The sequence below is a fragment of the Pseudomonas sp. CFBP13509 genome (genome assembly GCF_005233485.1).
Taxonomy (GTDB): domain Bacteria; phylum Pseudomonadota; class Gammaproteobacteria; order Pseudomonadales; family Pseudomonadaceae; genus Aquipseudomonas; species Aquipseudomonas marginalis.
This window is the reverse complement of sequence record NZ_QGAA01000008.1, coordinates 145,858-169,806: the sequence shown is the minus strand read 5'-3', so window position 1 is coordinate 169,806 and position 23,949 is coordinate 145,858. Positions and strand designations below refer to the sequence as shown.

Below are 23,949 nucleotides of genomic sequence, written 5' to 3'. Positions count from 1 at the left end.
CGCCAGCTTGAGCAGATAGTCGGGCAGCATCTTTCCCCTCTGGTCCTGGGTGAGAAAATCGCTCAGCTCATGGATGTGTTCGTTCATCATCTGCGCCACCTTGCCCAGGCCCTGGGCCTTGGAGGTGCGCATCTGGCTGCTGACCAACTCGGCCGAAACATTCACGCTGTTGAGGACGTTGCCGACATTGTGCAGCACCGTCGTGGCGATCTCGGCCATGCCCGCCTGACGGGATTTCGCATTCAGTTCGGATTGCACCTGGCTCATGCGTAGCGCCGCGCGTACGCGAGCCTTGAGCTCCAATGGCGAGAAAGGTTTGGCGATATAGTCATCGGCGCCACTCTCCAGCCCGGAGATGCAAGCCTCGCTGCCGCCGCGGGCGGTCAACAGGATGACGGGCAGATGGGCAAAACCGGCGCTCGCCTTGATTCTGGCGGTCAGGCCAAAGCCGTCAAGCTCCGGCATCATCACATCCGAGAGAACGACATTGATCGGTTGACGCTGCAGCATGGCCCAGGCCTGCTCTCCATCAGCGGCGGTGACGACGCTGTAGTCGTCGCGCAAAAGCTCGCTGAGGTAGCCAAGCATTTCCGGGCTGTCATCGACCACCAGGACCCTGGACTGCGAGGTGCGTTCCGGGTGCTGCTCGTTGTCTGCATCGCCCATGGACGCCTGGTCGTTGCTACTGCCACGGCGGCCGTCGTCGAACAGCAAGTGGCGCTGCTCGGTTGTGATCATTGCGGTGGATGACGATCCCTCATGCAGATGACCGGCTTCGGTCGGCACCGTGTTTTGCTCGGTTCCTCGAGGAAATCGAACAAGGAAGCACGACCCCTTTCCAGGCTCACTGTTGACGCTGACTTCGCCCCCCATCAGTTCGACCAGATCCTTGACCAGGGCCAGGCCGATGCCTGTACCGCTGTAATGCCGCGTGGCGGAATTGTCGATCTGGGAAAAACGCTGGAACAGCAGGGGTAATTTGTCAGGCGCGATGCCAATGCCCGAGTCTTGCACCGCGAGCTCAAATCGCTCGTCATCAAGCGCAGTGACTGCCAGATGCACCGTACCGCCAGCAGAGGTGAACTTGATGGCATTACTCACCAGGTTGAGCAGAATCTTCTCAAAGTGTCGGGGGTCCAGGAACACGGTGCCGAGGGCAGGATCGATGCTGCAGGTCAACGTGCAGCCTTTGCCCTTGGCCACCATGGCGGCGTCCTCGGCCAGCACACCCACCGCCTTGTTCAAATCAACGGGCGCCGGACACAGCTCAAACTTGCCTGCTTCGGCCTTGGAGAAGTCAAGGATATCGTTCACGCGGTTCATCAGGCGCAGTGCGTTTCGTTGTGCGCGCTCGATTTGCACGCGCCAGTCCGCCGGCGGCGTGATCGCCACCGAGAGCTGCTCCAACGGGGCGAGAATAAGGGTCAAAGGGGTGCGCAGTTCGTGGCTGACCGTGGCGACGAAATCACTCTTTGCCTGGTTGGCCGTCTCGGCCTGGTTGCGCGCCTGAATAAGTGCAACCGCCTGCGCCTCCAGCACCTCGGTCTGTCGGTGCAGCGTGTCGGTCCGCTCGGCGACCATTCTCTCCAGAGAGGCCTGCACCTGCTGTCTTTCGGCTTCGGCCTCGGCCTCCAGCACCCGGATGCGCAAGGCATTCTCCTGGAACACCCGGACGGCGCGAGTCATGATCCCAATCTCATCGCCGCGTCCAGCACTGGCGATTTCGGCGGTCAAGTCACCGGCAGCCAGCCGGCGCATGACCGAAGCCAGGGCGACGATGGGCTGCGCGACAAACCGCGAGGTGCTCCAGGCGATGGCTCCGGCCAGCAGGATGGCGACGGCGCCAGCGACTATTGTCGCCAGCATGCCGCGATCCTTGTGGACCAAGGCGTCTGAACGCGCTTCGCCTGCGAAGCGCGCAACCAACAGGCCAGCGCTGCGTGCCTCGATACGAACCTGGTCGCGCGCGTCGCCCAAGGCGTTGCTCGCCTGATGGAACCCGGCAAATGCCGCCCGGTAGCCAGCAATCTGATCGCTGACCGTCAGGGGCGTAGCGCTGGCCTGCTGCCCCACAGACGAAGGCAGAACCCGGGCGAGACGGGAGAGTTCATCGAGGATGACGCCTACAGAACTGGCGACCTCGGCCGACGGCGCCAGGCGAAACGACAAGGTCTGCGCCTCCAGGGTGGCAACACGTTCGGCGAAACGCTTGGACAACGCGGCGGCGTTTTGCAGCAAACCGATGGCGGCCTGAATGTCACTGGCGTCATGGGCAATGTGCTCGTCCACTTCAGCCAACATGACTTCAAGGCGCTCTGCCACGCCTCCAACAGCCCCCAGATGCCGCAAAGCCTCGCCGCCCCGGAGCCTGGGAGCCTCGCCAAGCTGCTCGAGCGCCAGGCTGGCTGCTGCCACCGCCGTCGCCAACTGTTCCAGGGTCTCCACCTGTTGCGGCGCCCCCATTAACTCACGCAATTGCTCGACCACAGGCGGCAGCGCCGCACAGGCGTTGCGCGCCGCAGTGGCGGCCGCACCATCACCGGTCACCAGCACCTGGGCCACATTGGCGGTAATGATACGTTCGCCGTTGCGCAGGATATCCAGGATGCGATGGGCGCTCTGGGCGTTGCTCACTCGCGCCTGGTGGTCGGCGGCGCGGGAGTCCAGGCCCTTCAGCCCAACGGCGATGCCCTGTTCAACGAGGGCCGTCGCCTCTCGCATCCGAGCGTAATGGGCGGTCATATTCTCGGTTTCGCCATCCATGGTCAGCGTCGCCACCCGCAAGGACGCGATCGCCGCAGCGAGCCTATCCAGGCTGCCCTTGAGCGATTGCGCCTCTGCCGCCGGGATGGCGTTAAGGCCGTTGATAGCCGTCGCGACCAAGCCTTCGGCCTGGGACACGCTGTCCTGGTCGCGGGTGGCAATGAAGTTTTCCACCCGCCCGGTAGCCCCGTTGACCGAGGCCAGAATTTCCGCGGAATGGCTGGCGGAATCCACCGCACGAACCATGCCTCGCAGGCCGTAGAGGTTCACGAGCGATACCGCCAGCATCAGCAACACCAGTGCGGCAACCGCCAGGCCGATCCTGACGGCAATAGGCCTGGCCGTGGCTGATTTGAATGTCAACATGGGGCCTCGCCTCCTAGCCCGCCGCTACTGTTTCGTCACCTCCGGCAAAGGCGCCGGCGGCGCCGTATGGTTGATGGCCGCATCGATCATCGCCGCAACGGAAGCCTGGCCGTAGAACGGATTGGCGGCACCGCCCACCGGCATAGTGGCAAGCCAGGCGTCCAGGTCTTTGGCATCAATACGTACCAGCGGCACTTCGACGAACTTCGGCACCTGCTTGCCCGCCAGTATCTGCTGGGCCACCCAGAACCCCATCTGGGAGACGCTCGGGGAGGCAGAGACAGAGACGGTCTCGTAGCCATTGGCATCGCGTTCCTGTTTCCACAGGGCAAGTTCGTCCTGACGGTTCCCCATCACGATGATCGGTAAAGGGCGACCCGCCGCCTTGAACGCCATGGCCGCACCATATCCGTCGCCACCCTGGGTAGCCACGGCATCAATGGTGGGCAGCGACGGCAGCGCCAGCGTGACTTCCCTGCGGGCGACAGAAGCCGTCCAGTTCCCGTATACGGTCTTGACGAATTTCAGGCCCGGATAGTCGCTGGCGGCCTTGCGAATGCCATCGCTGATGTTTTTATCCGTGGCATCGCCAGCGATGCCGCGGATCTCCAGTAATGTCCCGTTGCCCTTCAGGCGCTCGGCGATGTAGTCCATTTCCACACGGCCCATGGCGGACCAGTTGTAATCCACGGTATAGACACAGGGCTCGGTGACCAGGCTGGCCATGACGACCACCACGATGCCGGCGTTGCAGGCATCGCGGATCACCCCGTTGAGGGCCGTGTCGGAGGCAGCGAGGATCACGATGGCATCGACGCCCTTGACGATCATGTCCTGGATATGAGCCGCCTGTTCCGAAGCCGAGTTATTGGCGCTGACGACGGGAGCCTCACGGATCAAGCCCTCCTTTTGCGCCTGGAGCGCAATTTCCTGCCAGTTGCGCACCATCACCTTGCGAAAATCGCTACCTGCGTAGGAATTGCTGAAGGCAATGCTGTAGCTCGCGGTAGGGCCGCTGGAGATGCCGTCGGCGGCAGCCTGGGCCGGATTGGCGGCAACTATCGCCAGCCCCGCCACGCAGCCGGCGAAGCGCCCCAAGGTCTTGTGGATCGACTGGGTGTTCATGCTGTTCTCCATCGTGCTTGGCATTTACCAACAGTCATCCACCCGTACCGGCTTACAGCCTGGATCGACGGCGTGTTCTGGTTGGAGCCGTTGGCCCCCACATTGGAGATTTTCGAGCAGGTGAGGTTTGAGGCAGGCATTGAACGTTTCCCTGTATGCCGCGTGCGGGTTGTTGCGTGAGCCGTTGAAAACGCCTGAAGCCCGCCCACCGGCTGTCTTGCCGATACAAGGCTGCTGGCCAACGTCAATGTTTTGCCAGGGTCGGTGCCCTTGGCGGCCGAACATTGAAACCCGTAGATGGCTCGCATTGGCAATGAGCATAGTATCAAAGTGCCCGCTTTGCTCGCGGTCTGTGAACGGATGCGGCGTTCCGAGCCATAGTTTTGTGTTTGACTGCCGCCCCACTCAACCCTGCCTGCTGTTCTACGCTTGTTGTTCGACCCACTTATCGGAGACCCGACATGAACCCACACACCACCGCCCTGGTCCTGATCGAATACCAGAACGATTTCACCACCCAAGGCGGCGTGTTCCATGACGCCGTCAAAGACGTCATGCACACGTCCAATATGCTCGCGAACACCGCCACCACGGTTGAACAGGCGCGCGCGCTCGGCGTGAAGATCATCCACCTGCCGATCCAGTTCGCCGAGGGCTACCCGGAGCTGACCACCCGCGACTACGGGATTCTCAAGGGCGTTGCCGATGGCAGCGCCTTTCGCACCGGCAGTTGGGGTGCCGACATCAGCGAGGCGATTACCCGGGAAGCCGGCGACATCCTCGTGGAGGGCAAGCGCGGGCTGGACGGTTTCGCCACCACGGGCCTGGACCTGGTGCTGCGCAACAACGGCATCCAGACCCTGGTGGTGGCAGGCTTCCTGACCAATTGCTGTGTCGAAGGCACGGTACGATCAGGTTATGAGAAGGGCTATAACGTGGTGACCCTGATCGATTGCACCGCGACCTTCACCGACGAACAACAACAGGCCGCAGAACGCTTCACGCTGCCGATGTTTTCCAGGACGTTGCAACACACCGAGTTTCTCGACGGGCTGAACGCCCGGTAGCGATTGCCCAGAAGGCGGCTTTACAGCCGCCTTCGGATTCCCAGCCACCTGCGACACCCCGGCCGGGTTCGTTGATCTGAAACACCTCAGTTGTCAGGGTGCTCGCTCGCCACTGAATCGGCAGCGTCCACATCAGACATATCCTCCTCAAGGGGTGCATCGTCGTCCGGCGGCAGCGGGATCTTATCCTCATCACGCTTCGGGTCGTGCCCTGTCTCGTTGTCCGTGCCGCGCGTAACAGCCTGCTGTGAAATGTTGCCCGGGGCATTCTCATTGATTTCCATGCTGGCTCTCCGTTCTTGGGCTCGGGATATCCGTGCTTAAGGTTGAGAAACACCATGCCCCCCAGAGTGCCGGGCAACAGACGAATGGACGCGCCCAAACTGGCACAAGGTGACACTGCCGATGCGTGTTTCGATCCATTCGACGCCGTGGGTATTTGCTGGATGGCGCTGACGGCGGGGCGATTATCGATGCGATTGAAAGGTGATAGTGCTCGGAGGTGCTTCGTTCATTTGTCCAGATTCATTGGTTCATGCATCCGTTCGCCTATTATTGCGCGCAGCCATGCGGCATGAAATTCCATGTCTTCCAGAGAAGTCCCCTCAGCCAATCGATATTCGAACTCCTTGCCCCTCGGCCCTTGATACACGACGCTGAAATGTCCATGGCGGTCATAACTGGCGAGCAGGTAAGGGCTGATACAAATGATATCGCTAAAGGGCACCTGCACTTCGGCGGGTTTACGGCCGCGACGGGTGACGGTGAGAGTAAGCAGTTGCCGGTTTTCGTCAAAGGTGAAGGCCAGCACTCTGGACGCAGAGAACATCCACGCGAAAACCAGCCCCATGAGCATAACAAAACCAAGCATGAACAGGATGAGAGGCGACGTGGTGAGACTCGCCCCATCGCTGGACGATGCGCCTTGCATCGCTTCTAGGCCGAAAAAGATCAGCACCATCACCCCTATGACCGGCAGGAACATAAGCAGCACAACGCAGAAACCCAAAATGGCCGCCCCAGTGCTGCCGAGGGTGGGTAAGTCCGGATTGCCATGCCACATAGGTGGGTGAACGCGCGGTTTTTCAGTGCTTGACCCGGCTGCAGGCGTTGCGATGGGGTGAACTGAAGTTTGATGAGTCATCCAGCAGGCTCCGGGGGTGCTGCGTAGACAGTAGCACTATCGCCAGACAGTCTGGTCCGGTACCCACCGATAAACGTCACATGGCTCGCACTGCCGGCCGGCAGACTGGGGAAAGCCCTCCCGCAAATGCTCAAATCGCTGCCCGCAACTCACGGGGTGACAGGCCATAGTGTGAGCGAAAGCGCACGGCAAAACGTGAGGCCGAGGCGTAGCCGCAGGCGCCGGCAATTTCACCGATCGGGCGAGACGTTGTTTGCAGCCGTTGTAATGCTGTCGCCAGTCGAACGCCCTCCAGAATATTCCTGAAACTATTCCCTTCGTTCGCCAGTTGGCGACGCAAGGTCGACTCCCCCAGGTTCATGTGCTGTGCGATGCTCGCAACCGTCCAGTCTCTCTCCGGGCTGGCCATTACCAGCTGCTGCACCCGCTCGCACAAGGGATCGTTGCGCCCCATCAGCAGAGGTCCGGCCTGGCCGCCAAGGCTTAGGCTCAGCAGCACCGCTTCCCCATAATGTGTGCAGAGTGCCTGCGGGGCGTTTGCATTGATGGCGACCAGCAACTGCTCCCATGCCTGGGTGGTGTGCCTGTCCAGGGGAACGCATAGATCGCTCTTCAGTGCACCGCGACCACTCTTGATCTGCTGGCTATATCGGCTGCTGAATTGACGCAATGTCGAGACGGGAAAGGTCACCGCATCGGCGATGTAGTGACCCTGAGGGCCGGGTAAGTTTGAGATACCCAGCTCGCGCCCGGCCGGCATCAGAATCAGATGCCGAGGCCCTGCGCGCATTTCCCGGTCATCCCATTGCAACAGTTTTTCCCCCTGCCGCACTCGACACAAGGTGGTCACGAACACCGGCACCCTGGGCAAGGTAAGGGCATGTCGCGCCCGTATGACACAGGCATCGATAATATTTTCCCGGTGCTGTATGCCGTCACAAGGGCGCATGGTTCTTAACGTCCGTAAGTTGAAGTAATGGTCGCTTTGGCCAGGACGTTGGCGTTGAGCATGTAACCGACCAAGGCTCCGCTGGCCTGGTTGTCGAGCGGTAGCTTATCGACTTTCAAGGCCCACACGGTGAATTGATAGCGATGGGGTTTATCGCCGACAGGAGGGCAAGCGCCACCGAACCCCGGCTGGCCATAATCGGTTCGCCCTTGTACTGCACCCGCAGGCAGGTTTGCCCCCACGCCGCTGGGCAAACTATGGGTGGAGGCTGGCAGGTTGACCAACGTCCAATGCCACCAACCGCTGCCGGTGGGGGCATCGGGATCGTAAACGGTGATCGCGTAGCTTTTAGTCCCTGCGGGGGCGTTTTTCCACGAAAGCTCAGGAGACGTGTTGCCACCTTCGCAACCGAAGCCCTGGAACACTTCGCGACGGGTCAGCGGGCGGTTGTCAGCAATATCCCGGCTGGTCAGTGAGAAATCCGCAGCGTAGCCACTGAGTGTGACGGCCATGGAGAGTGCAGGCAGGATTAATCTGATGTTCATTGCGGCTCCAGCTGAGTCTTGAAGTGAAGCTCGAGTCTAGGTTGAACAAAACCGGGAGACTGTGCCGAAATGCTCGATAACAGTGCCGAAATGCTCGATTGTCCGGACGAACGATGGTTCTCGACGTGCCCGACAGCCTTCAGATGCTCAAGAGCTCGCTGACGGGCAGTCGATGAGTGGTCTTCATCTCCCGCAGGGAGAGGTTCGAGCGAATACTTGAAACCCCAGGGAGCTTCCTCAGCACTGTTTCGACAAAGCGGCTATAGCTGTCCAGGTCCCGTGCAACCACCTCAAGTAGAAAGTCCGCCTCCCCCGTTGTGTTATGGCAACTCAATACCTGCGGGGCTGCCTGGATAATCTTTTCAAACGTTGCCGTGGCTTCTTCGCTGTGATCCGTGCAGGAGATCTGGACAAACGCCTTCAGGCCCAGCCCGAGTTTCTTTCGATTGAGAATGGCTTGGTATCCCTCGATTACCCCGCATTCTTCCAGCCGTCTTTGCTTGCGCCAACAGGACGCTTCGCTGAGGGACAGCTGCTCGGCCAGCTTGACATTCGACAGCTTGCCGTCCCGCTGCAAACGCTCCGATATTGCAATGTCCGCTTTATCGAGCTGCTCAACCATGAAATAACCCCTCAAATTCAGGCTTAAAAATGAAGGTTAATTTCAATTCTTGCGCTCGGTCAATTGCAACTTGAAAGGTAATTTCAAGGCGCTCATTCATAATGGCAATGCCTGAATCGCCCCTCCAAGCCTAGGTAATTTGAATGAAAGCAGTCGTCTACGAAGCCTTTTCCAAACCGCCGCGCCTGATGAACGTGGCCGATCCATCCCCGGAACGTCATGGCGTGGTGATCCAGGTGCTTGGCACCGGGGTGTGCCGCAGCGACTGGCATGGCTGGAAAGGCCATGACCCCGACATTGAACTGCCCCATGTACCGGGTCATGAGCTGGCGGGCATCGTGGCCGAGGTGGGCCACGACGTCACGCGGTGGAAGGTCGGCGACCGGGTGACCGTGCCGTTCGTGGGTGGGTGTGGTGCCTGTGCGCAGTGCAACAGCGGCAATCAGCAGGTGTGCCACACGCAATTCCAGCCGGGCTTCACTCATTGGGGCTCGTTTGCCGAGTACGTCGGCATCCACCAGGCCGATCTGAACCTGGTCGCGCTGCCCGAGAGCATGGACTTCGCAACCGCCGCAAGCCTGGGTTGTCGCTTCGCCACCTCGTTCCGTGCAGTCGTCGACCAAGGCAACGTCAGCGCCGGTCAGTGGGTCGCGGTTCACGGCTGCGGAGGTGTAGGCCTGTCTGCGGTGATGATCGCCCAGGCCATTGGTGCGAACGTGATCGCCATCGATATTTCCCAGGAAAAACTCGATCTGGCGCGCGCCCTCGGCGCTGTCGCCACCATCAATGCCCAGTGCGTCGCGGACGTCACCGAAGCCGTGCTGGAAATCACCCAGGGCGGTGCCCACGTCTCGCTGGACGCCTTGGGCCACCCAACCACCTGTTTCAACTCCATCAACAACCTGCGCCGTCGCGGCAAGCACGTCCAGGTCGGGCTGATGCTCGCTGATCACGCCACGCCGGCCATCCCCATGAGCAAGGTTATCGCCCATGAACTTGAGATCTACGGTAGCCACGGCATGCAGGCGCATCGCTATGGCGCCATGATCGAGATGATCACCTCAGGCAAGCTGGCGCCTGAAAAACTCGTGGGTAAAACCATCAGCCTGGAACAGTCCATCGACGCGTTGACGAACATGGACCGCTTCGAGACGGCAGGGGTAACCGTCATAACCGAGTTTTGACCCATAACGCCACCCTGAGCCGCACTGAACAATAGTTTAGAAATCTCTGAACTATCTATTTGCACTTCCCTATTCTTTCCGCCAAGCGCCCCTCCCTACTATTGGCGGCAACAAAGGAGCCTTTCCACAGAGATGGGGCCCGAAGATTGCCTTTTCTGATTGTCACTGCCGTTTTTTGTGCGTTTCGGTCCACGCCGAAACGCCGCTGTGTCAATCATGCGAAGGCACCTTTGGAGCAGATCGATGAAATTGGAAGTATTCCGAACGTTGTGGGGCTACACCGCAAGCAAGGCACAAGCGCTCGAAGAGTTGCTTGAGGCCGGGTTCGATGGCATGGAAGCCCGCCTGCCCATGACCGCCAGCGAACGCGCCGAGTTCGCAGCCTTTCTACGCGCCAACCATGTCAGCTATATCAGTACCGTCTTCAGCGCCTACGATGTTCTGCCGCAACAATCGGCGAGCGTCGACGAACACCTTCTGGACCTCGATAAAAAACTCGCTTGGGCGGCTGAGTTGTCGCCGCGCTTCATCAACCTGCTGGCTGGCAACGACCGCTGGCCACTGGCACAGCAAGTCGACTTCTTTGGCCGCGCGATGGACGTCGCGCGCAAGCACGGCCAGGTGTGCGCCTTTGAAACCCATCGTGCGCGCTCGTTGTTCAACCCCTGGGTCACCCTCGAGCTGATCCGTCAACTGCCGGACCTGCGCTTCACCAGCGACATCAGTCATTGGGTCGTCACCTGCGAGCGTCTGCTCAACGATCCGGAAGATGACCTCAGCGCTTTCGTCGAGCGCGTTCACCACATTCAAGCCCGGGTCGGTTATGACCAGGGGCCCCAGGTTCCCCACCCCGCCGCTCCCGAGTACACCCAAGCGCTGGCCTTCCATCAGCAGCATTGGGAGGCCATCTGGCGATCCCAGGAAAGTCGCGGCTATCAGGTCAGCACGCTGACACCGGAGTTCGGTGCCGACGGCTACCTGCATCACCTGCCCTTCACCAATGTGCCGGTGGCCGACCTGTGGTCGCTGAATGTGTGGATGGCAAATACCGAGCGCGAGCATTTCCGGCGTTTCAGCGGCGCCTCAACCCGATAAGGAGCGTTACTTCATGCCTGACCAAACGCCAAAGGCCGCCAACTTCAATCGCATTCCGCTGGTGGACATCGCCGGGCTGTACAGCGACGACATCACACAGCGCCAGGCAGTGGCCGAAGAACTCGGTAACGCCGCCCGCGCAGTGGGTTTTCTGTACATCAAGAACCACGGCATCGAGTCGTCGTTGATCGACGGCGTGCGTCACGCGGCGAAGGACCTGTTTGCGCAATCCCTTGCGTACAAGATGCAGCATTACATCGGCACCTCCCGCAGCCACAAGGGGTTTGTGCCTGAAGGCGAAGAGGTCTATGCCAAAGGCAAACCGGACCACAAGGAGGCGTTCGATATCGGTTTTGAAGTAGGCGAAGACGATCCGCTGGTCAGGGCCGGGACCCCCTTGATCGGGGCCAATGAATGGCCGGACCTGCCGGGTTTCCGTCCCGCCGTCGAAGCGTACTACGCTGCGGTGTTTGCGCTGGGGCGTCGCCTGTTCAAGGGCTTCGCGCTCGCATTAGGCCTGGAAGAGGACTATTTCGAGGCACTGGTTACCCGCCCACCGTCGAAACTGCGCCTGATTCACTACCCCTTTGACCTGGCCGCCCAAGACGCACCCGGCATTGGTGCGCATACCGACTACGAGTGCTTCACCATTTTGCTTGCCGACAAGCCAGGTCTCGAGGTGATGAACGATCAAGGCCAATGGATTGATGCGCCACCCGTGGACGGTGCCTTTGTGGTCAACATCGGCGACATGCTGGAGGTCATGACCGCGGGTACGTTTGTCGCTACGGCTCACCGAGTGCGAACCGTCAGCGAAGAGCGCTACGCCTTCCCACTCTTCTACGCGTGCGACTTCCATACGCAGATCAAGCCACTGCCACAGTTTCTTGAAGGCGCTTTTCTTGAAGGCGCTAGGGATTACCAGGAAATCACCATCGGTGAGCACATGTTCGGCCAAGCGTTGCAGACCTATCAGTACCTGCGCCGCAAAGTCGAACAGGGCGAACTCACGCTGTACGAGAAAGCGCGCAAGCCATCGAGTTTCGGTCACTTGAAGAGCCAGGCGCAGGACGCGTCCTGATGCAACCCTCAGCCTGGTCACACCGCCCTGTTTAACCACCCGCCCAACCCTACTTTACCGACGTGGAGTCATCGATGATGCGCAATCCAATCAATCATGCTGTCCGCTTGACCCTGCTGGCCGTCGCACTCCTTGGTGCGGCCGGCGCCCATGCAGCAACGACGGTGACGCCCGGCGTACTCAAGATCGGCATGGAAATCACCTATCCGCCCTTTGAGTCATACGACGAACATAAAAACGTCGTCGGTTCCGACCCCGAGCTGGCGCACCTGCTCGCCAAGCACCTGGACCTCAAGGCCGACTTCGTCGACACCAAGTTTTCCAACCTGATCCTCAGCCTGAACGCCGGCCACTACGACGCGATCATCTCCGGCATGTACATCACGCCCCAGCGGCAGACGCAAGCGCAAACCATCCCCTACGCCCAGACCGGCGCAGCGATCATGGTGCTGAAGGACAGCCCGCTGAAACCGAAAGTACCGGAAGACCTCTGCGGCCTGAAAGTCGGCCTGGAAAAAGGCACCACGTGGGTGACGCAGTTCAACACGCTCTCGACCGACTACTGCACCCCGAATAACAAGGGCGCGATTATGGTCAGCGAGTTCCCATCCGCACCGGAGGTAACCCAGGCGCTGCTCTCCGGCAATGTGCAGGCTCAGGTTGAGATCGACGGCGCCGCCGGCATGATCGCAGAACGCACCAAGGGCCGCGTCGTGGTGAGCACCGAGCACTCGATCTATCAGCAGACGCTGGGTATTTACGTCAAGAAAGGCAACGACGCGCTCTATCAGGCACTGCTCAAGGCCTTTGAGGCGAGCAAGGCTTCCGGTGAATACACCGCCCTGTTGAAGAAATACAACCTCGAAGAACCGACTAACTGACCCGGTGCAGCCCTGTGGGAGCGCTGCCGCTCCCACAGTCGGCGGCTTTCGCTTGACTGCCCGGCCCAGGTAAAGCCTGTGTCGACGCCAGCAGTTGGAGAGACACATGCAATTTGAATGGCCTTACTTTTTTTCTCTGTTTTCGCTCTCGGACTTCTGGAAAGCCTGCATTACGGTGGTGGAGCTCAGCACGCTGGCCTGGTTCATCGGCATGCTGCTGGGCTTCCTGCTGGCTTCGGCCAAGCTTTCGGCCGCGCGCTGGATCAGCGTGCCGGCGTCGATTTATATCTGGTTCTTTCGCAGCGTGCCGCTGCTGGTATTGGTGGTGTTCGTCTATAACCTGCCGCAGATGTTCCCGGTCACCCGTGGCGTCCTGTCCAACCCGTTCTATTCCGGCCTGCTGGCCCTGGTGGTCACCGAAGCGGCCTATATGGCGGAAATCCACCGTGGTGGCTTGATATCCGTGGCCAAAGGTCAAAAAGAGGCCGGCCGCGCGCTGGGCATCGGCCTGATCGGTTTGCAGCGCCTGATCGTGATCCCCCAGGCGTTCCGCATTTCCCTGCCGACGCTGATCAACGAATACATCACCGTGGTGAAACTGACCTCGCTGGTCTCGGTGATTTCCTTGACCGAACTGTTGACCGTGGGCCAGCGCCTTTACGCGCAAAACTTCCTGGTGATGGAAACCCTCTCGGCTGTGGCGGTGTATTACGTGCTGATCGTGACCGTGCTCGGCTGGTTGTTTCATTGGCTGGAGCACCACCTGGAACTCAACAACCGCATACCCCAGACGCTGGATGACACCAGCATGGGGCGCCTACGCGCATCACAACCCGCCCCTCCTTCGGCAAGCGCTCGGAAAACCTCCGGGCCTGGCTCGGCACCCGCCCTGCAACTGGTCGACATTCACAAGCGCTACGGCCAGCACGCTGTGCTCAAGGGCATCAACCTTGATGTAAATGTGGGTCAGGTGATTTCCATCATCGGCCCGTCGGGCTCGGGAAAAACCTCGCTGATCCGCACCGTCAACGCCCTGGAAAGCATCGACCAAGGCGAGATCATTCTGTTCGGCGAAAGCTATATCCACGCCGGTGATAACACCAACACGCAACAAGTACGCCGTGGGGTACAGCACATCGGCATGGTGTTCCAGGGCTTCAACCTGTTTCCCCATCGCACCATTCTTGACAACGTCACCCTCGCGCCGCGCTATCACGGCCGCGACAAGCTCATCAGCGAGCAGCGCGCCTACGCCCTGCTGGACAAGGTCGGACTGCTGGCTCACGCGCACAAGTATCCGCATCAGTTGTCTGGGGGGCAGCAACAACGCGTGGCAATCGCCCGCGCATTGGCCATGGATCCACATATCATGCTGTTTGATGAGCCGACGTCAGCCCTTGACCCGGAACTGGTAGGCGACGTGCTCAAGGTCATCGGCGACCTGGCCAAAGAAGGCATGACCATGCTGATCGTGACTCACGAGATGGACTTCGCCCTGTCCATTTCCGACCGGGTGATTTTCATGGAGGACGGCCTGGTTGCGCTGGATGCGGCGCCTGGGATGATTCGTGCCGATCAGTGCGGCGAGAGAATCAAGGCGTTCATGCGGGTTTGAAGCCAGCGTGAGTGGGGCCTGAAATTCGAAACGCAAGCGTCGCTGATCAGCGCCACTCACCTTACTCTCAGCGCCTGGCCTTGAGCCGGACACTGGCAAAGGTAGATTCCCCCCGCGCCTGCTCCAGGGCACTCATTGGCATCGTCACCGGTACGGCGCGAATCATCGGCCTCAACATGCCGGCTTGCTCGCCCGCCGTCACCAGGCGCTCGTCGCTGGGCGGCACGCCAAAGTACTCGCGGTAGCATTTGGAGAAGTGCGGCGTGGACACAAACCCGCAGAGCAAGGCCAACTCCACGATCGAAATGGGGGTTTGCTTGAGCAACTGGCGCGCGCGGATCAGCCGCAACCGCAGGTAGTAGCGCGAGGGCGAACAGTGCAGGTACTTCTGGAACATGCGCTCAAGCTGCCGGCGTGACAGGGCCACGTACTCGGCCAATTCATCCAGGTCGATCGGTTCTTCCAGGTTGGCCTCCATCAGCGCGACGATTTCCTGCAGCTTCGGTTGCTGGGTGCCGAGCATATGCTTGAGCGGCACGCGCTGATGGTCCTGCTCGTTGCGCATGCGCTCGTACACGAACATGTCCGAAATCGCCGCCGACAACTCATGCCCATGCTCACGCCCGATCAGGTGCAGCATCATGTCCATGGGCGCAGTGCCGCCCGAGCTGGTCAGGCGATCGCGGTCGAGGGTGAACACGCTGGCGCTGAGGCTCACCCGTGGAAAGGCTTCCTGCATGGCCGCCAGCCACTCCCAATGCACGCTGCATTCAAACCCGTCGAGCAGCCCCGCCCGGGCCAATACCCAACTGCCGGTACAAATACCGCCCAGGCGCTTGGAATAACGCGCCTGGGTCCGCAGCCACTTCATCAGCTCGTCGCTCAGGGTGTGTTGAATACCCGTGCCGCCGCACACCACGACGATATCCGCAGAGGGCGCAGCGGCTATGGAACAGTCCGGCGTGATGGGCATGCCGTCGCTGGCCCACACAGGATGACCGTCGACACTGGCGGTGTGCCAACGATACAACTCCTGGCCTGCCAGTTGGTTGGCCATGCGCAGCGGCTCTACCGCCGACGCCAACGAGATCAGGGTGAACTGATCCAGCAGCACGAATACCAAACAGGTGACCGGCCGGGGGTTCATGGGCGCGAAGCCAGGGGGATCGATTTTTGGGTGCGGTCGGGCTGCCGCGCCGTGATCACGCCGACCAGGGAAATCAGCAAGGCCAGGCCGATGGTCGACGACACCTCAAAGCGGTGCTCGGGCGTCAACAGCATCACCGCCAATGCGCAACAGATGAAGACGATAACCACCCAGGTCAGCCAGGGAAACAGCCACATCTTGAACGTCAGGGTGACATTGCGGCGTTGCAGGACCTTGCGCATGCGCAGTTGCGACACGGCGATCACCAGATACACCAGCAAGGCGATGGCGCCCGAGCTGGCCAGCAGAAACTGGAACAATCCGGCCGGCATGAAGTAACTGAGCAAGGTCACGCCAGCCCCGAGGATCGTGCTGGCGATCACGGCGGCCCTCGGCACACTCGCGGCGGAGGTCTTTTTCATCAGCGTGGGCGCATCCCCGCGCTTGCCCAGGGAATACAGCATGCGTGAAGCAATGTAGATGGACGAGTTCATGCAGCTCGCCACGGCAATCAACACCACCACGTCCACCAGTAACTTGGCGTGGGGAATGTTCATCAGCTCCAGGGCACGCTGATAAGAGCCTACCGACGCCAACAGCGGGTCATTCCACGGCACCACGGAAATCACCACGAAGATCGACAACACGTAGAACACGCCGATGCGCCACATCACCGAGCGCGTGGCCCGGGCGATATTTTGCGCCGGGTTATTGGACTCGGCAGCCGCGATGGTGACGGCTTCCGTGCCGATAAAGCTGAACATGATGGTGATGAATGCCCCGACCACCGCCGACAAACCGTTAGGCGCGAAACCACCGTGCTCTTCCATCAGGCGACTCAAGCCGCTGGCCTCCCGTTCGGGAATCCAGCCCATCAGCACCGCGCCTCCCAGGCCGATGAAGCCGATGATCGCCACCACCTTGGCCATGGCAAACCAGAACTCGAATTCACCGTACTTGGAGACGCTGAACAAATTGGTAACCACCAACAAAAAGATCGACAACAAGGCGAACAGCCAAGCGTCGATCTGCGGGAACCACTGGTTGAGGATATGCCCGGCGGCCAGGGCTTCGATGGGAATCACCAGCACCCAGAACCACCAGTACAGCCAGCCGATCGTAAACCCGGCCCAGCGGCCGATGGCCTGGTCGGCGTAGGTCGAGAATGAGCCGGTGTCGGGGTTGGCCACCGCCATCTCCCCCAGCATGCGCATGACCAGCACCACCAACAGGCCGGAAAACAGATACGCCAGCATCACGGCCGGCCCCGCCGCCGCGATGGCGTGCCCGGAGCCGACAAACAGCCCCGCGCCGATAATGCCTGCAATGGAGAGCATGGTGACATGACGCGGCTTGAAGCCCTGCGCCAGCTGGCCGTTGGAGTCCTTGGAAATCAGGCTATTCATCGTTGTTTTTTATTCTCTGTGATCGACGTTAAGACGTACTGACTGGAAGGTCAGGCGATCATCATTTCTTAATGACGGGTCACAGTACGCGGCCTGCGTGCCGCAAAAATAGCCTCATAGCGGCACGCCGGTGCCTGATATCGACATTGGCGGGCGGCCGCCGCTCATTGCCTCGGCGGGTCAAGGTTCGCCAGAAAGCCTGCGATCAGCGCGTTGAACACCGCGCCCTGATCGTCGTGCACATAGTGGCTCGCGTCGGCGACCTCCACCGTCCGCACATGGGGGTTGCTGGCCCTCATCGCCTGCAGCGTCGTCGGCGGCAGGAAGTCCGAGCGACCACCGCGAATGAACAGGCTGGGGCAATCCAGCGCACGCACCGCTGGCCACAGGTCCGTCGGCTCGATACTCAGGCGGGCCTGGGCAATCCCCTGCTGATCATGGCGCCAGCCAATCACACCGTCGCGTTCCTGCATCGAATGCGCCAGCCTCGACGCCAGGCCCTGCTCCGACAACCCCGGGCGCGAAGCCCTCCAGAACCCACGGGCTGCGTCCCAATTGTCGAACTGCAACGGCGTCTGGCCCATCTCGCGGCGGATACGTGCGGCGCCATCGCCCTGGGTTGAAGAGCCGGGGCCGATGTCCTCGATCAGCAACCCCAGCAAGCGTCCCGGATGTTGCCGCGCATACTCGAGGGCGTTGGCGCCGCCCAATGAATGCCCGAGCAGGACAAAACGCTGCAGGCCGACATGGGCGATCAGATCCTCAAGGTCCTCGACATAGGATTGGGTGTGATACGTGGAGGGCTCGGCCCAGTCGCTCAACCCACGACCACGCTGGTCGAGGGCATAGATGCAGTAGCCCTCCCCCAGGGATTGCACCAGCGACTCCCAGGTCTGGGCATAGGCGCGCAGGCCGTGCAACAGCACCAGGGGCACGCCACTCGATGCGCCCCAGCGCAAATAGTGCAGGCGCAGGCCCGAACGGTTGGTGAAGAAACAGCTGTCTGCAGGCATGGGCTTGCTCCTTTAGAAACGGTCGAAGCGATAAGGGCTTGGGTCAATGATCGGCGCATGCCCACTGACCAGGTCCGCGGCGAGATGACCCGCCGCCGGCGATGTACCGAAGCCGTGCCCCGAGAAACCGGTGGCCACGGTCAGCCCCGGAATCTGCGCGACCGGGCCGATGACCGGGTTGGAATCGGGTGTCACGTCGATAGTGCCGGCCCAGGCCTGGGCGATCCGTGCCTGTTCAAACACCGGCCAGGCCGCCATCAGGTTGTTCATCGCGTCGCTATTGAGGCGCGGGTTGGCCGCCGGATCCTGCACCCTGACGCGCTCGAACGGGCTGACGCTGTCGGCGCGCCAACGCCGCGCCAGGGCCAGGTCATTGATGAACGGCTTGCCCAGCGACACGTTCAGCACACTGCGTTGCGCACGGAACTGCGGCATGTATTGCTTGGCGAGCAGCAGATGGTCGAGGGTCAGGAACGCATCCAACTTACCCCGTTGGGTAATAATGAAACCGCCGTCCTGGTGCTTGCGAAACGAAAAGTCCGGCGCACCGACCGCGATCTGCGTCGGCCCCTCCATGGGGTGGGTACGCAGCACCGAGCAGGTCAGGGGCAAGGTCGGCAACGCCACACCGAGGTTGCCCAGAAAGCGCCTCGACCACATGCCCCCCGCCAGCAGCACATGATCACAACGGATTTCGCCCTTTTCCGTGACCACACCGCTGACCGTGCCGCCGGACATCTGCAGCGTACGCACCGCGCATTGCTCGATGATCACCACGCCCCTGTCCATGGCGGCCCTGGCAATCGCGCTGCTGGCCAGCGTCGGTTCGGCACGCGCATCGGAAGGGGTAAAGATGCCACCGGCCCAGTCACCCGTGCCGCCTGGCACCAGCGCGTCGATCTCACGCTTGCTGAGCAGGCGTGAATCCAGCGACAAATGCTCCACCGACTTGAGCCACCCCTCGTGCATTGCCATTTGCGCCGGGGTGCGCCCGACAAACATGATGCCTTCCTGGCGATACCCCACATCCGCCCCTACCCGCTCGGGCATCTGCGCCCACAAGCGGTCGGCGGCCAGGGCCAGCGGGATGTCGGCCGCGTGGCGGCTGGTCTTGCGCACCCAACCCAGGTTGCGGGACGACTGTTCGGCGGCGATCCGGCCTTTTTCCAGGACCACCACGGCGATATTGCGCTCAGCCAAGGTCAGCGCAGCCGTGAGGCCGATGATCCCGCCGCCAATGATGACGACGGCGGTCGCGCTGGGAAACACGGTGGAGGTTGTCACGGGCGCTATTGTCGGTGCCATGGTCAGGACTCGGTAAACGAATAAGGGCGGCCAGGCCTGTGCATGGCCGCGTGACGATTATTGCGACAGGCGAATGAGGTCGACCTGCGCCTTCGACGCGTTGCGATACGCCGTCACTTCCAGCTCTACCTTGTAGACCGTCGAGCCCAGTGGCGGGCAGGTCACGGTGCTGGCCGGGTCGACGCCGCGAAACTTCTCGCCGATCAGGCCCATCACCGCCGGCACGTCCTTGGGGTCCTGGATGAACACCCGCGAACACACCACGTCGGCCAGGCTCGAATCGACAGCCTTGAGGGCCGATTCGATGTTGGCGAACACCTGGTGCGCCTGTTCCAGGACATCCTCCGGGATCAGCTTGGTCTGGGGGTTGCGGCCGGCGGTGTTGGACACGTAGATCCAGTTGTCCACGCACACCAGACGCGAATAGCTGGCCTGGTCTTCGAACGGTGAACCGGTCTTGAGCTTGGTGATTTTTGTCATGTCGAATGCCTCGTCAAAGTGAATGAAGCTACGGCTCAGCGCAGCTCCGGGGTTTCCCACAGGTTCAAGGTCACGCCGATGCCGTGCTTGACGGCGTTGCGGTACACCACCGTGCCCCAGGCCACGTCTTCGACGGGCATGCCGCCCACCGACATGATGATGATTTCCTCATCGTTCCTGCGGCCAGGCGCGGCCCCGGCGATGATCTTGCCGATGTCTTCGACGTCATCGAGCTGCATCTTGCCTTCGGCAATCATGTCCATGAAGCGCACGCCAATGACCGGCACGTTGTGATGCGCAGGCTTGGGCAATTCCTCGAACCAGGCCTGGTACAGACCGGTGTTGTCGAGCACCTTGCGTACGTCGGGCTGCTCCATTCCCGCGTCGAGGGAGCAAGACGCCGGCATCGCGAGGAAGGCACCTGGCTTGACCCACTCACGCCGCACAATTGGGTAGATCGAGGGGTCGCCCGTGGCACCGGAGCTACAATAAGTAACAAGGTCCGAGTCGCGGACCACCGCTTCGAGGGTGTCGACCACTTCTATCGTGGTGATCTGCGGATACGTCTGTTCGACCCACGCGATAAAGTTGTCGAGGCTCTGCTGGCCACGGCCCTTGATCTTCAGGGTGTCGATATGCGGGCACACCGCGATGAAGGCCGCCAGGGTGGTCTTGCCCATCACGCCAGGGCCAAGCAGGCCGACGACTTTCGAGTCCTTGCGCGCCAGGTGGCGTGCGCCCACGCCGGGGATCGCACCGGTGCGGTACGCCGACAGCAGGTTGGCCGACATATGGGCCAACGGCGCGCCGGTGTCGGGGTCGTTCAGGGTGAACATCAGGATCGAACGCGGCAGGCCTTTTTCGCGGTTGGCGATATTGGAGCCGTACCATTTCACCCCGGCGGTGCAGAAGCTGCCGCCCAGGTAGGCCGGCATGGCCATCATGCGCCGATCCGCGGTGGGCTTGGGCATGTTCGGGAACGGCGAATCATGCGGGAAAATCACCATCGCGCCATGGGAATCATTGTTCGGGCCGGCCATGCGGTAGTCACCGGCATACAGCAGGCCGAACATTTCCTCCATGGTGTTCACGCAGGCCAGCATGTCGGTCACACCCGCGCGGATCATGTCCTGCTCGGAGAGGTAGATAAAATCGATTTTTGTAGTTGTAGACATAGTTATTCTCGGGCTGAAGGTGATATCGCTGCGGTAGGCGCAGCTCCACGCTGTCGAGATCGAGTATCGGGCGGGGGATGGCGGCGGTATTGTAAATTTCGGACATGCCGCCCAGTCGGGTATGACGATAGTTGGCGCGATTAATGCGTTGATTTTCCCCTGGCGCTGCCTGCCCAAGGAGCAACCATGATCAAACCGAGTGTGCCGACTCCCCGGCTCCACACCGCGAACGAACAACCCTGGTTCGTGCTCAACTCTTCACGCTATTCAGTGATGCCGTCCGCGCACCCGGCGATCTCGCATTTCTATGCCTTCGATGTGGCGCAATCGACCAACCTGCTGGCCGTGCCGGATGGCTGCGTGGATATCCTGTTCGACTGTGATGCGACGCGGCCGACTGCGCGCATCTGCGGCACCCCGCTGGTGGCCCAGGCGGTCGAGCTGCACCAGCACCACCACTATTTCGGCGTGCGCTTTTCGCCGGGTGTGATCCCCGGCTTCGTCAATGTACTGGCCGAAGAGTTGACCGAGCGGGAGCTCGATCTGCTGGAAGTCTCCGAGTTCGCCCAACGCCTCTTCGAAAGCATCGTCCAGGCACCGCTGCTGGGCGACCAGATGCGGCTGTTCAACGACTACCTGACCCCGCGCCTGATGGGCAAGACGTCACGACTCACCGCCATGATCATCCAGCAGGCGCTGCACCATCGCGGCGATATCCGCATCCAGCAACTCGAAGACCTCAGCGGCTACACCAGCCGGACCCTGCACCGCCAGTTCAACCAGGATACCGGCATGTCACCCAAGGCGTTTTGCCGGATCATCCGCTGCCAGGCGGCCCTGGACACCCTCAATACCCAGCACGATGTATCGTTTTCGCAGTTGGCCCTCGACCTGGGGTTTTCCGACCAATCCCACTTCCTGCGCGACTTCAAGAAACTGGTCAGCACCACCCCCTGCGACTACCAGCGCACCATGACGCAAAACGCCTACAGCGACAGGATCAGCTACGCCTGATCACGCTGTTTGCGAATAAACCCGCGTCTCCATCGTTTCTCCATAAAACCTCCCATGAAAGCGCATGCTCGTGGTGCACAGTAGCCTTCGTCGCCCCATGGTAATTCGCCATACTGCGATGACCGAACAGCACGACCGAGCCGACCATGACTGAATCACACCCTGTATCGACACCGACGGACCTCGCGGCCCCACGCCAGGCGTTGGTACTGATCGCCGAAGACGAGCCGGAAATCGCCGACATCCTCGCGGCCTATCTCAAGCGCAGCGGCTTCCAGACCGCCCATGCCCTGGATGGGCGCCGCGCCCTTGAACTGCATCAATCGCTCAAGCCCGACCTGGTACTGCTGGACGTGCTGATGCCGAAGCTGGATGGCTGGATGGTCCTGGCCGAGATCCGTCACCGAGGCACCACACCGGTGATCATGCTGACCGCCCAGGACCAGGACATGGACAAACTCATGGGCCTGCGCATCGGTGCCGACGACTACATCGTCAAGCCGTTCAACCCCGCCGAGGTCGTCGCCAGGACCCAGGCGGTGCTGCGTCGCTCCCTCGATCATGGCTACGGCGCCCACCAGCGCGTGCTGCGGGTGAATGCCTTTGAAATCGACATCGACAGCCATGAAGTCAGCGTGCAGGTCGGTGCCCACACGCACAGGCTCAACCTGACGGTGACCGAGTTCAGATTGTTGGCGCAACTGGCCAAGGCCCCCAAGCGCGTATTCAGTCGCGCCGAGTTGCTGGCCCTGTGTTCGCCCGAGAGCGACAGCCTGGAGCGCACCGTCGACAGCCATATCAGCAAGTTGCGGCGCAAAATCGAAGACCTCGGCCTCCAGGGCGTACCGGCCAGCATCCGTGGGGTCGGCTACCGGTTCGGGAGCCAGCCATGAAGACCGCCAACAGTTTGAGCCGGCAGATCATCGTGTCGATGTCCGCCGTGGTGCTCTGCGTGATAGCCCTGGCCGTGGTCGGCTCCTACGTGTTTTATGCGTTGCTCTGGACGTTCTGGCCGCCGTCGGATCTGGACGTGGACGAATGGCTGCCCACCGGCATGGAGTGGGCCTGGATGGCGCTGATCACCTGCATCAGCCTGGCGGTGGGCGCCGTGGTGGCGATCAAACTGTCCCGGCGCATTCTGATGCCCTTGAACTCGGTCGCGGCCAGCCTTCGCCGGCTCGCCGATGGTGACCTCGATGCCCGGGCGACGGCGTCCGACCGCTCACTGGCAGAGGCCACCTTGCTGGTGGATGACTTCAACAGCATGGCCCAACGCTTGAAACGCATGGCGCAAGAGCAGTCGTTCTGGAACGCCGCGATTGCACATGAACTGCGCACCCCGCTGACCATCCTGCGCGGCCGCCTGCAAGGGTTGGCGGAAGGCGTGTTCACCCCGGACCAGGCGCAGTTCTACAGCCTGCTGGGCCAGGTGGAAGGCCTGACGCGCCTGATCGAGGACCTGCGGGTCGTGGGCCTGGCGGACAACGGCTACCTCGAAGTGCAGATCCAGAGTGCCGACCTGGCCGAGGAGATCAAGGCCGACGCCTGCCTGTTCGAACCGGGCCTGCAGGCCTGCGGGTTCGTGCTGCACCTGGACCTGCTCGAACGGCCTGTGCAGTGTGATCCGGCGCGGATTCGCCAAGCCTTGCTGGCCATGCTCGACAACCTGAAACGCCATGCAACCCCCGGCAACGTCACGGTGCGCCTGGGCAACCAGGATGGCCTGAATACCTTGAGTGTCGCGGACGAAGGCCCGGGGATCGCAGAAGCGTTTGCAACGCACATCTTTGAGCCGTTCCAGCGTGGCGAAAGCTCGCGCTCCCGCGCCCAGGGCGGCAGCGGCCTGGGGCTCGCCGTCGTACGCGCGATTGCCCTGTCCCATGGAGGTCGCGCGACCTGCCGGAACCTCGACAACGGCGGCACCTTATTCGAGCTGAGCTGGCCCGACCAGTTGGTCGCCATCTAACCCCCC

21 protein-coding genes and 2 pseudogenes are annotated in these 23,949 nt (G+C 61.4%); 9 read left to right on the top strand and 14 right to left on the bottom strand.

All coding sequences use genetic code 11. From position 1 onward, the window contains the following. Positions 1–267: 267 nt before the first annotated feature. The 3 genes and pseudogenes from PspCFBP13509_RS32170 to PspCFBP13509_RS15465 form a co-directional block, all read right to left on the bottom strand. Positions 268–603: pseudogene (locus PspCFBP13509_RS32170) on the bottom strand (response regulator transcription factor); the annotation flags it as partial. A 213-nt stretch (positions 604–816) separates the two neighbouring features. Then, positions 817–1,866: pseudogene (locus tag PspCFBP13509_RS32165) on the bottom strand (sensor histidine kinase); the annotation flags it as partial. A 1,287-nt stretch (positions 1,867–3,153) separates the two neighbouring features. After that, on the bottom strand, positions 3,154–4,254 hold the full coding sequence (locus PspCFBP13509_RS15465; RefSeq protein ID WP_137212283.1) for an ABC transporter substrate-binding protein: 1,101 nt from the start codon (positions 4,252–4,254) through the stop codon (positions 3,154–3,156). Between the two features lie 461 nt (positions 4,255–4,715). Between PspCFBP13509_RS15465 and PspCFBP13509_RS15460 the strand changes: the two genes are divergently transcribed. Beyond that, a complete protein-coding gene (locus PspCFBP13509_RS15460) occupies positions 4,716–5,321 on the top strand; it encodes a cysteine hydrolase (protein WP_137212282.1) in 606 nt (201 codons plus the stop codon). Between the two features lie 86 nt (positions 5,322–5,407). Here the strand turns inward: PspCFBP13509_RS15460 and PspCFBP13509_RS15455 are convergent, their stop codons facing one another. The 5 genes from PspCFBP13509_RS15455 to PspCFBP13509_RS15435 form a co-directional block, all read right to left on the bottom strand. Beyond that, the gene (locus PspCFBP13509_RS15455) at positions 5,408–5,605 is read right to left on the bottom strand and encodes a hypothetical protein (RefSeq protein ID WP_027606646.1); all 198 of its coding nucleotides are present in this window, start codon (positions 5,603–5,605) and stop codon (positions 5,408–5,410) included. A 227-nt stretch (positions 5,606–5,832) separates the two neighbouring features. Next, positions 5,833–6,465, bottom strand: a complete 633-nt coding sequence (locus tag PspCFBP13509_RS15450; RefSeq protein ID WP_242001072.1) for a hypothetical protein — start codon at positions 6,463–6,465, stop codon at positions 5,833–5,835. Positions 6,466–6,595: 130 nt separating this feature from the next. After that, on the bottom strand, positions 6,596–7,414 hold the full coding sequence (locus tag PspCFBP13509_RS15445; RefSeq protein WP_065946951.1) for a helix-turn-helix transcriptional regulator: 819 nt from the start codon (positions 7,412–7,414) through the stop codon (positions 6,596–6,598). Between the two features lie 5 nt (positions 7,415–7,419). Beyond that, on the bottom strand, positions 7,420–7,959 hold the full coding sequence (locus PspCFBP13509_RS15440; RefSeq protein ID WP_137212281.1) for a kinase inhibitor: 540 nt from the start codon (positions 7,957–7,959) through the stop codon (positions 7,420–7,422). Positions 7,960–8,098: 139 nt separating this feature from the next. Continuing rightward, positions 8,099–8,581 (bottom strand): Lrp/AsnC family transcriptional regulator, encoded by a 483-nt coding sequence (locus PspCFBP13509_RS15435; RefSeq protein WP_065927454.1) that lies wholly within the window; start codon positions 8,579–8,581, stop codon positions 8,099–8,101. 143 nt (positions 8,582–8,724) lie between these two features. On the opposite strand from PspCFBP13509_RS15435, the gene PspCFBP13509_RS15430 reads away from it, so the two are divergent. From PspCFBP13509_RS15430 to PspCFBP13509_RS15410, 5 genes are all read left to right on the top strand, one after another. Further along, positions 8,725–9,765 carry a zinc-dependent alcohol dehydrogenase family protein gene (locus PspCFBP13509_RS15430; protein ID WP_137212280.1) on the top strand — a complete coding sequence of 347 codons (1,041 nt, stop codon included), beginning with the start codon at positions 8,725–8,727 and terminating at the stop codon, positions 9,763–9,765. Positions 9,766–10,008: 243 nt separating this feature from the next. After that, positions 10,009–10,860 (top strand): sugar phosphate isomerase/epimerase family protein, encoded by an 852-nt coding sequence (locus tag PspCFBP13509_RS15425; protein ID WP_065927452.1) that lies wholly within the window; start codon positions 10,009–10,011, stop codon positions 10,858–10,860. Between the two features lie 13 nt (positions 10,861–10,873). After that, on the top strand, positions 10,874–11,941 hold the full coding sequence (locus tag PspCFBP13509_RS15420) for an isopenicillin N synthase family dioxygenase (RefSeq protein ID WP_065927451.1): 1,068 nt from the start codon (positions 10,874–10,876) through the stop codon (positions 11,939–11,941). Between the two features lie 77 nt (positions 11,942–12,018). Then, a complete protein-coding gene (locus PspCFBP13509_RS15415) occupies positions 12,019–12,822 on the top strand; it encodes an ABC transporter substrate-binding protein (RefSeq protein ID WP_137212336.1) in 804 nt (267 codons plus the stop codon). 106 nt (positions 12,823–12,928) lie between these two features. Continuing rightward, positions 12,929–14,437: an amino acid ABC transporter permease/ATP-binding protein gene (locus tag PspCFBP13509_RS15410; protein WP_065927450.1), complete on the top strand. Its 1,509-nt coding sequence runs from the start codon at positions 12,929–12,931 to the stop codon at positions 14,435–14,437. 67 nt (positions 14,438–14,504) lie between these two features. On the opposite strand, the gene gbdR is transcribed toward PspCFBP13509_RS15410, so the two are convergent. From gbdR to PspCFBP13509_RS15380, 6 genes are all read right to left on the bottom strand, one after another. Beyond that, positions 14,505–15,584 (bottom strand): choline metabolism transcriptional regulator GbdR, encoded by a 1,080-nt coding sequence (gene gbdR / locus PspCFBP13509_RS15405; RefSeq protein WP_065946948.1) that lies wholly within the window; start codon positions 15,582–15,584, stop codon positions 14,505–14,507. Then, positions 15,581–16,990: a GABA permease gene (gene gabP / locus PspCFBP13509_RS15400; protein WP_065941630.1), complete on the bottom strand. Its 1,410-nt coding sequence runs from the start codon at positions 16,988–16,990 to the stop codon at positions 15,581–15,583. The genes gbdR and gabP overlap by 4 nt, the downstream gene beginning before the upstream one ends. Positions 16,991–17,154: 164 nt before the next feature. Beyond that, a complete protein-coding gene (locus PspCFBP13509_RS15395; RefSeq protein ID WP_065927447.1) occupies positions 17,155–18,003 on the bottom strand; it encodes an alpha/beta fold hydrolase in 849 nt (282 codons plus the stop codon). Between the two features lie 12 nt (positions 18,004–18,015). Further along, a complete protein-coding gene (locus PspCFBP13509_RS15390) occupies positions 18,016–19,308 on the bottom strand; it encodes an NAD(P)/FAD-dependent oxidoreductase (RefSeq protein WP_065927446.1) in 1,293 nt (430 codons plus the stop codon). A 57-nt stretch (positions 19,309–19,365) separates the two neighbouring features. Beyond that, entirely contained in the window at positions 19,366–19,788 is a 423-nt protein-coding gene (locus tag PspCFBP13509_RS15385; RefSeq protein WP_027606668.1) for a RidA family protein, read from the bottom strand. Positions 19,789–19,823: 35 nt separating this feature from the next. Continuing rightward, a complete protein-coding gene (locus tag PspCFBP13509_RS15380; protein WP_065946945.1) occupies positions 19,824–20,963 on the bottom strand; it encodes a tyramine oxidase subunit B in 1,140 nt (379 codons plus the stop codon). Between the two features lie 186 nt (positions 20,964–21,149). Here PspCFBP13509_RS15380 and PspCFBP13509_RS15375 point away from each other — a divergent pair, with 186 nt between their 5' ends. The 3 genes from PspCFBP13509_RS15375 to PspCFBP13509_RS15365 all read left to right on the top strand — a co-directional run bounded on the left by PspCFBP13509_RS15375 (position 21,150) and on the right by PspCFBP13509_RS15365 (position 23,943). Then, positions 21,150–21,977, top strand: a complete 828-nt coding sequence (locus tag PspCFBP13509_RS15375; protein ID WP_065927444.1) for an AraC family transcriptional regulator — start codon at positions 21,150–21,152, stop codon at positions 21,975–21,977. Between the two features lie 146 nt (positions 21,978–22,123). Further along, positions 22,124–22,870 carry a response regulator gene (locus PspCFBP13509_RS15370; RefSeq protein WP_065927443.1) on the top strand — a complete coding sequence of 249 codons (747 nt, stop codon included), beginning with the start codon at positions 22,124–22,126 and terminating at the stop codon, positions 22,868–22,870. Then, positions 22,867–23,943 carry an ATP-binding protein gene (locus tag PspCFBP13509_RS15365; RefSeq protein WP_065946943.1) on the top strand — a complete coding sequence of 359 codons (1,077 nt, stop codon included), beginning with the start codon at positions 22,867–22,869 and terminating at the stop codon, positions 23,941–23,943. The genes PspCFBP13509_RS15370 and PspCFBP13509_RS15365 overlap by 4 nt, the downstream gene beginning before the upstream one ends. The last annotated feature ends 6 nt before the right edge of the window (positions 23,944–23,949 follow it).

Coding starts and splice junctions, on each gene's coding strand:
- PspCFBP13509_RS15465 (WP_137212283.1), bottom strand. CDS start 4,254: ATGAACACCCAGTCGATCCACAAGACCTTGGGGCGCTTCGCCGGCTGC.
- PspCFBP13509_RS15460 (WP_137212282.1), top strand. CDS start 4,716: ATGAACCCACACACCACCGCCCTGGTCCTGATCGAATACCAGAACGAT.
- PspCFBP13509_RS15455 (WP_027606646.1), bottom strand. CDS start 5,605: ATGGAAATCAATGAGAATGCCCCGGGCAACATTTCACAGCAGGCTGTT.
- PspCFBP13509_RS15450 (WP_242001072.1), bottom strand. CDS start 6,465: ATGACTCATCAAACTTCAGTTCACCCCATCGCAACGCCTGCAGCCGGG.
- PspCFBP13509_RS15445 (WP_065946951.1), bottom strand. CDS start 7,414: ATGCGCCCTTGTGACGGCATACAGCACCGGGAAAATATTATCGATGCC.
- PspCFBP13509_RS15440 (WP_137212281.1), bottom strand. CDS start 7,959: ATGAACATCAGATTAATCCTGCCTGCACTCTCCATGGCCGTCACACTC.
- PspCFBP13509_RS15435 (WP_065927454.1), bottom strand. CDS start 8,581: ATGGTTGAGCAGCTCGATAAAGCGGACATTGCAATATCGGAGCGTTTG.
- PspCFBP13509_RS15430 (WP_137212280.1), top strand. CDS start 8,725: ATGAAAGCAGTCGTCTACGAAGCCTTTTCCAAACCGCCGCGCCTGATG.
- PspCFBP13509_RS15425 (WP_065927452.1), top strand. CDS start 10,009: ATGAAATTGGAAGTATTCCGAACGTTGTGGGGCTACACCGCAAGCAAG.
- PspCFBP13509_RS15420 (WP_065927451.1), top strand. CDS start 10,874: ATGCCTGACCAAACGCCAAAGGCCGCCAACTTCAATCGCATTCCGCTG.
- PspCFBP13509_RS15415 (WP_137212336.1), top strand. CDS start 12,019: ATGCGCAATCCAATCAATCATGCTGTCCGCTTGACCCTGCTGGCCGTC.
- PspCFBP13509_RS15410 (WP_065927450.1), top strand. CDS start 12,929: ATGCAATTTGAATGGCCTTACTTTTTTTCTCTGTTTTCGCTCTCGGAC.
- gbdR (WP_065946948.1), bottom strand. CDS start 15,584: ATGAACCCCCGGCCGGTCACCTGTTTGGTATTCGTGCTGCTGGATCAG.
- gabP (WP_065941630.1), bottom strand. CDS start 16,990: ATGAATAGCCTGATTTCCAAGGACTCCAACGGCCAGCTGGCGCAGGGC.
- PspCFBP13509_RS15395 (WP_065927447.1), bottom strand. CDS start 18,003: ATGCCTGCAGACAGCTGTTTCTTCACCAACCGTTCGGGCCTGCGCCTG.
- PspCFBP13509_RS15390 (WP_065927446.1), bottom strand. CDS start 19,308: ATGGCACCGACAATAGCGCCCGTGACAACCTCCACCGTGTTTCCCAGC.
- PspCFBP13509_RS15385 (WP_027606668.1), bottom strand. CDS start 19,788: ATGACAAAAATCACCAAGCTCAAGACCGGTTCACCGTTCGAAGACCAG.
- PspCFBP13509_RS15380 (WP_065946945.1), bottom strand. CDS start 20,963: ATGTCTACAACTACAAAAATCGATTTTATCTACCTCTCCGAGCAGGAC.
- PspCFBP13509_RS15375 (WP_065927444.1), top strand. CDS start 21,150: ATGATCAAACCGAGTGTGCCGACTCCCCGGCTCCACACCGCGAACGAA.
- PspCFBP13509_RS15370 (WP_065927443.1), top strand. CDS start 22,124: ATGACTGAATCACACCCTGTATCGACACCGACGGACCTCGCGGCCCCA.
- PspCFBP13509_RS15365 (WP_065946943.1), top strand. CDS start 22,867: ATGAAGACCGCCAACAGTTTGAGCCGGCAGATCATCGTGTCGATGTCC.